The sequence below is a fragment of the Candidatus Zixiibacteriota bacterium genome (genome assembly GCA_035380245.1).
GTDB lineage: Bacteria > Zixibacteria > MSB-5A5 > GN15 > FEB-12 > DAOSXA01.
Map to the genome: position 1 here is coordinate 1 of DAOSXA010000018.1, position 7,020 is coordinate 7,020.

Genomic DNA, 7,020 nt, shown 5'->3' on the forward strand with positions numbered 1-7,020 from the left:
GAATGATGTTTCTTGACGGAATAAAAACTATGCACGGCGACTCCGGAACGTGGCTCTACGATTCCGGGTACCACATGTGGGCCAGTCCCGAGGGATACGTCTACAACGGAGACCTCCCGCCCTACCAGTGGCTCGTCTGGAAAGGCTGGGAAGAATATGCGGTTCATCTTCCCACAGCACCGGCCGGCGCACCGTTCCCCGCACCGTCCTACGCAGGCATCCCGAAGAACACCCTGCCCATCGCGAAGATCGACCTGGATAAACAGGATCAAATCTATGCCGCTTACTCTGACAAGTTGATGACGATTGAAGAATATTACGAGTTGATCGTCCCCTGCCCGAATGCCATCTATGTCAATCCCAACCACATGGGTGACTGGGACTGGACCTCTGAAATAAGATCAGCACTCTCCCGGCTCGGACTCGACGCAAACATCGCCAACACCCGTCTCGGGTACGAGAGGTCGGGCGACACGATTACGATGGTCGGCATGACTCCCGCGAAGGTGATGAAGGAATGGACGCTCACGAAGTCGAACGGCGACTGGACCTGCGATACGGCAGACGAGGATGACCTTGACGACCTGCTCTTCGTCCTGGAGAAGATCGGGGCGATCAGCGGATCGGCTTCGTCGTCTCCCGTCAAGTTTGATAAAGAAGCTGTGAAGAGCCGGCTTTCGGGAAGGCTTGATGCAGCGTCCCGGTCATCTTCGGGCACCAACACCATTCTCCAGGAAATGCTCCGGTCCAGAACCGGGACTACGAGTTCCGCTGTAATCACTAAACCATCCGGGATAGAGGTGCCGGAGAGTGAAACTTCCACCAAACCGACGGATGTGACGGTCGATCGACAGAACTGGGAGGAGCGTGTCTCACAGTTTACTGCCGGGAAAACTTCAGCATCGACGGCTGAATCTATCGCCCAGGCAGTGCAGAGCTCATCTACGAGATCCGATATCATCTCGCAGGCGATAGCGGGAAGATAATACTCCTTTTTTTTATAGTCGCCTTCAATAGCAACTGGACTACCATCGAACCGTGCGGTTCCATTGGTCAACTTTTCGCACAGAAAAGGTATTAACGATGAGCGACAATCGGGTTGTATCGCAGGGGGTTCTACACATGCAAATGCCAATGAACCCCGCTGCGGCCCGAAGGCATAACTGCGTTGACTTTTTTAGTAAAAAGCCTTTGCGTCGTGCCTCCGTTATGAAAAAAATGGAGAAAAATATGAACAACACAACAAGACGCCTGGCAGGCATCGCGGGCGCGCTCCTCACCTGCCTCCTTGCCGTCGGTACGGCAAGTGCGAACAAGAGGTGAACAATGAAAAAAAGGCATTATATTAACCGAATTTTCTATTTTGCATTTATAATATCCTTATTGGTAAATGTATCTTTTGCCTTGGCCGAAACGTCTGGCGAAGAAAAGTTTGGTGAATACGATAAGAGTATTCTCTTCACAGAAGATGGATACTATCGATTTCCTCCCGCACTTCCTGATGAAAAGCAAGAATCATTGGGAAAGTGGGAGCTTCCAAGAACAGAATTGGAATTATCTGAAGAAAAACCGCTATCTACCAAGGTATCGTCAGGGGATATTGTGCTTTTGAATGGGTGGAATTATATCTCGTTTCCGAAGTCATTGCTACCATACAACGGATGGAATCAGGCAGCGTATGTTTTTGCCGACGTTGATACTGGAGGACGCAGTATCTTTACTTATGATGCCAGCACTGGAATGTGGGACAGTGTATCATACGCCACAGTAATAGAACCACTGGTTGGTTACGCAGTGTATTCGGTAGGGACTTCTACGGCTAATACGAACTACTATCCACCAGGACAACAACAAAATCCATCCATCACCCTCTATCCCGGCTGGAATCTCGTTGGTTATTTCGATCCCATGGGGAATGACAATGATGATTTTCTTCACGCTGCAATGGCTCGCGAAGAACTGGAAAGTCTGGGATCGGACTGGTGTTATTATATTGGATGGAATGCCGCTTCCCAACAATATGAGACATCAATTATCAATGGTGCAGATGATGTCCACTCGGATTTCAGATTGGCTTATCCGAAAAAGGGTTATTGGCTTTATATGATTGCAAATCGGAATCTCGCGTTCGCAACGGATCACGACTATACATGTTCGGCAGAATGGGTAGGTGATTATCCTGGTGTGGCCAACGATTTACAATCCAGCGATGATGAAGCAAGTGGTTTCTATTATTTATTAAGTGGTGATAACAAATGGTCGGGGAGCTTTATTCATGGAGATAGCGCTGCAAATGAAGATCATTGGAAAGATAGTGAATATGGGGGCCATGATGACGACTTCATCGATGATACCCATTTTGCATTTTTCGCTGGTCATGGAGCCCCTGGCTTAATAGCATTTTCTGACGGTATCTCTTCTTCATACCTAACCTATGACGAGGCATTATGGGGAAATACCCGGGTTGATTGGATCGCTCTCGCAGCATGCATGGTATTGAATGAGTCGAATAACAACTATGCATTATGGGAAGATTCATTCAAAGGATTGCACTCGGTTGTTGGATGGGAAACTATAGGTACAGGCCATCCGGACCTGGGAACAATATTTGCAAACAGATTGCGTCAAGGTAATACGATTTGGGATTCCTGGAAATATGCTACGGACTCTATCATACCATGGGATGGTTATAGGGTTGGAATACTCGCCGTAGACATTGATGGGAATACGAATACAAAAGAATGTATTGACGATCATATCTACGGGCACGGAACCTGGTTCAGTCCATCCGGGTATGATGTTCAATTTGATCATGAGTTCCATAGTTGCATTCCGTAGTATAGGAGGTGAAAAAAGATGGATACAAAACTCGTAAAAATTACCGGTATCGCCCTTGTTATCGCTTTAATCGCAGTTATCGTGGGATTTTATACATTCAATGGATTGGAGGCAGATGAACGAGACATTCCGCCTGGTGTGAAAAACGTGACACGGATGCAGGTAACTGGCATACTAGAGAGTAACTGTCAACCCTCGGAAATCACTTGTGAAGCTGCATACCCGACAGGTCCTGAAAAAATTATGGTGTATTCCGTTGATCGCAACATCTCTGAAGGAGAATTGATACAGATCGCCAACAATCTCGGCATCCGGGGTGATGTGTCAAAAAGTCCTCCGGGTTTTATTGATATCAAAGAAGGTTACAATTCAATCACATCATACAAAGGAAGGACAATGTATCTCGATGAAACAACTTTGCCCGGTTATTCTCCGGAGTATATCGACTCGCACCTCCCAAGCGACGAGGAAGCGAGAAAGATTGCGGACGAATTCCTCGACTCGCACAATCTCCGGCCTGATGGCGCCGTTTTTTACGATACGACCCATGATATCGGGCATTTCATCGATCCCCAAAAAGATGTGAAGATAAAAAATTCCGAGTCGATCAATGTCTGGTACAGGCACTGGATAAATGGCTCCCTGATCCTGACAGATAGACTTGCGGTAGAGATAGATGTTCATGGTCAGGTCAGACGGATGTTTATGGAATGGCCACACTACGAACCATACAGGGAATTCCCCATCATCGGGCCTGAAGAAGCCTATGGGTATCTTGAAGACTCACCAATCGTCATACCGGACGGGATGAAGAACCCGGAGAAAGCAACTGTGACGAAGATATCACTTGTCTACATCGACCATACCATGACCGAAGATCTCGACTATCTCATCCCGGTCTACTATTTCCAGGGGGTAGTGCAAGGAGACGGGAAGGAAGCCGCGTTTTACCAGTGTATCCCGGCGACACCGGAATTTGCAGCGGAGATCACGTGATATTTTCAGGAGAAATGGAAGATAAATCACCTTTTTTTTGGATAATCCTCTCCGTAGTTGTGATTGTGGTGGTCGCAGGGGTGGCGTTCTATGTTGGAATAGGGGCAAACGGACGAGACATTCCGCCTGGTGTGGAGAATGTAACGCGAATGCAATCAACGGGTATTCTGGAGAGCGATCATAAGCCATCGGAAATCACCAGCGAAATTGCATTTCCGACAGTCCCAGAAAAAATGGCGGTGTATACCGTAGATCGCACCATCTCTGAAAAGGAGTTGCTCCGGATCGCCGACAATCTGGGTGTCTCGCATGTGGTGTCGAAAAATCCTTCGGGTCTTATCTTTGTCGGAGAGGGTGATTATAAAATCAGTTCATATAAAGGAGCAATAGATTACAGCAATCGCACATCTCAGCCGGGTTATTCTCCGGAGTATATCGACTCGCATCTCCCAAGCGACAAGGAAGCGAGAAAGATTGCGGACGAATTCCTCGACCAGTACACTCTTCGGCCTGATAGCGCCGTGTTTTACGATACGACACATAATGTCGGGCATTTCATATCTCCAGAAAAAGGTGTGAAAATAAAAAATTCCGAGTCGATCAATGTCTGGTACAAACACTGGATCAATGATTATATGATCCTAACAGATAAACTACGGGTTGAAGTAGATGTTCATGGTCAGGTCAGACGGATGTTTATGGAATGGCCACACTACGAACCATACAGGGAATTCCCCATCATCGGGCCTGAAGAAGCCTATGGGTATCTTGAAGACTCACCAATCGTCATACCGGACGGGATGAAGAACCCGGAGAAAGCAACTGTGACGAAGATATCACTTGTCTACATCGACCATACCATGACCGAAGATCTCGACTATCTCATCCCGGTCTACTATTTCCAGGGGGTAGTGCAAGGAGACGGGAAGGAAGCCGCGTTTTACCAGTGTATCCCGGCGACACCGGAATTCACGGCTGAAATAACGTGAGAAACAAACATCCAATTTTTTTCTCTCCACTCCCATCGAACCATGTGGTTACATTGTTCAACTTTTCGCACAGAAAAGGTATTAACGATGAGTGACAATCGGGTTGTATCGCAGGGGGTTCTACACATGCAAATGCCAATGAACCCCGCTGCGGCCCGAAGGCATAATTGCATTGACTTTTTTGGTAAAAAGCCTTTGCGTCGTGCCTCCTGGAATCCAGAAATATTGGAGGAAAGACAATGAAAAGAAAAAAAATACAGATGGCATCTGTACTGCTTGCATTTATATTGATTGGCGCAATATTTGTGTCTGCAGTTGGTGCTGAAAATCAAATTGTACTGAATGAAAAATACAAACCTGATTTCCCTCGATATATTGAGAGATTTGACCTCAATCAATCAGAGGACATATCCCCTGAAAGAGATTTTGTGGTTCATATGGAAGCCGATATTACGGCAAATGGGAGATATATCATCTGGGAATCGGAAACTGTGACCATCCCCCTAACAACATTGCCTTATATGTATGCTGGCGCGGGGCTCTACCGGAGTTCCGATGGAGAGACAAATTGGCAATTAAAAGGTACAGCAGTTCATTCTGGAACTTGGAAATCCTCTGTGCATGCTATTGGTATGACGACAGTCCCTGAAGGAGGATATTACAGGACCCTTGGAATTCATTCGTTCAATGGACCAGATGGCACACCTTATGGCCCCTACCAGACACAATCTGACATAGTATACGTAAGTTGACATTTGAGGGGATAAATGAAGTTCAAGATTAAATAATAACAATGGAGGTTAATATATGAAAATAAACGGTAAAATACAAGAAAAAAGAACATTAGGACTCACAATAATAGCCATATTTTTATTTAGCGCCATGCTTATGCCTGTTGTGAATGCGGAGGATGAGCCTGATTTTCCTGAATATATGGAAACTTGGCCTTCAATCAACAATTCACTCGATATAGTAATTGTAACAGATGGACAACCACAATCTGGACCGGACAACCTTGTTGGAGTCACTGAAGATGAGTGTGAAATGACACAAACTATTCTTATTTCTCAATACGATATTGAGGAGATTTTCTCGATGTGCAGATTTTCCAATGTCGCATCAATGAGCGAATATAAACCAACAATGTTTGGTATACGAAGTGTAGAACCTGAATACTTAATATCTGAATCTATCGCCCAGGCGAGGTCGGAAATCATCTCCCAGGCGATAGCGGGAAGATAGTTCTCCTTTTTTTCCAGTCACCTCCAGTAGCAACTGGACTCCCATCGAACCGTGCGGTTCCATTGGTCAACTTTTCGCACAGAAAAGGTATTCGCGATGAGTGACAATCGGGAGGCATCGCAGGGGGTTCTACACATGCAAATGCCAATGAACCCCATTGCGGCCCGAAGGCATACTTGCATTGACTTTTTTGGCAAAAAGCCTTTGCGTTGTGCCTCCGGATAAGTGGAGGTAGAAATGAAAAGAAAAACTATCGGGATAGCAATGGTAATCGCCATAGGTCTAGCTATTGCGATTGCGCCATCGGCCACTGGCCAGACGATCGATACGACAGATGTGAAAACCAATGAAATCTTCGAATTGCGTGATTTCTCGAATCCTATTTCGGTCACCGAACTGAATGGATGGCGGGAACAGGTAATTGCCGATTTTAAAAAATCTAATGCAACAAGCGATAAACCAACAGCCGGAATTGGTGGCGGCGATCTCAAGTTCCCAAAAACTGCAAAAATCGTTGCATACTATTATAAGATCGATGAGAATGGGATTCCCCATGAATTCATCGGGCTGGCAGAAAACCCGGAATCCGTTACTACTACTCAGTTGAAGGCAAAGGAGTGGATCGCGAATGAAACATCAAGCGGGCGCGATTCGGCCTTGCTAAGTACCGACTGGGACTACGTCTGGTCTGCAGGGACTTTCTACACATTTTACCCCTATGGCGGAATAGGAAATAATGTCGAAATTGACAGGAAATCCCAAGCCACCAAGGATTATTTCGGTGTCCACCAGGTATTCCAGCAATTACCAGGCTGGGTTCTATGGGGCAACCTGAAGAAGAGCACGACAGGGTGGGCATGGCATGACTGGTCGGTCTGTTCTGGCAGCCCGTTGCTGTGATCCATGTCGATGGTGCCGGGTCGGCCGGCATTCCACGAATCATCCGTGCAGGCGT

7 protein-coding genes are annotated in these 7,020 nt (G+C 46.5%); all 7 read left to right on the forward strand.

Going from position 1 to position 7,020, the window contains the following annotated elements; translation table 11 throughout:
• A partial coding sequence (locus tag PLF13_14850; GenBank protein HOP08548.1) for a hypothetical protein occupies positions 1–986 on the forward strand: 986 nt, incomplete at its 5' end.
• Positions 987–1,326: 340 nt separating this feature from the next.
• Positions 1,327–2,838 carry a DUF6345 domain-containing protein gene (locus tag PLF13_14855; protein ID HOP08549.1) on the forward strand — a complete coding sequence of 504 codons (1,512 nt, stop codon included), beginning with the start codon at positions 1,327–1,329 and terminating at the stop codon, positions 2,836–2,838.
• 18 nt (positions 2,839–2,856) lie between these two features.
• Positions 2,857–3,834 carry a hypothetical protein gene (locus PLF13_14860; GenBank protein ID HOP08550.1) on the forward strand — a complete coding sequence of 326 codons (978 nt, stop codon included), beginning with the start codon at positions 2,857–2,859 and terminating at the stop codon, positions 3,832–3,834.
• A gap of 14 nt (positions 3,835–3,848) precedes the next feature.
• The gene (locus PLF13_14865) at positions 3,849–4,823 is read left to right on the forward strand and encodes a hypothetical protein (GenBank protein HOP08551.1); all 975 of its coding nucleotides are present in this window, start codon (positions 3,849–3,851) and stop codon (positions 4,821–4,823) included.
• A 239-nt stretch (positions 4,824–5,062) separates the two neighbouring features.
• Positions 5,063–5,575 carry a hypothetical protein gene (locus tag PLF13_14870; GenBank protein ID HOP08552.1) on the forward strand — a complete coding sequence of 171 codons (513 nt, stop codon included), beginning with the start codon at positions 5,063–5,065 and terminating at the stop codon, positions 5,573–5,575.
• 55 nt (positions 5,576–5,630) lie between these two features.
• Positions 5,631–6,065: a hypothetical protein gene (locus PLF13_14875; protein HOP08553.1), complete on the forward strand. Its 435-nt coding sequence runs from the start codon at positions 5,631–5,633 to the stop codon at positions 6,063–6,065.
• A gap of 237 nt (positions 6,066–6,302) precedes the next feature.
• Positions 6,303–6,965, forward strand: a complete 663-nt coding sequence (locus PLF13_14880) for a hypothetical protein (GenBank protein HOP08554.1) — start codon at positions 6,303–6,305, stop codon at positions 6,963–6,965.
• Positions 6,966–7,020 lie beyond the last annotated feature (55 nt).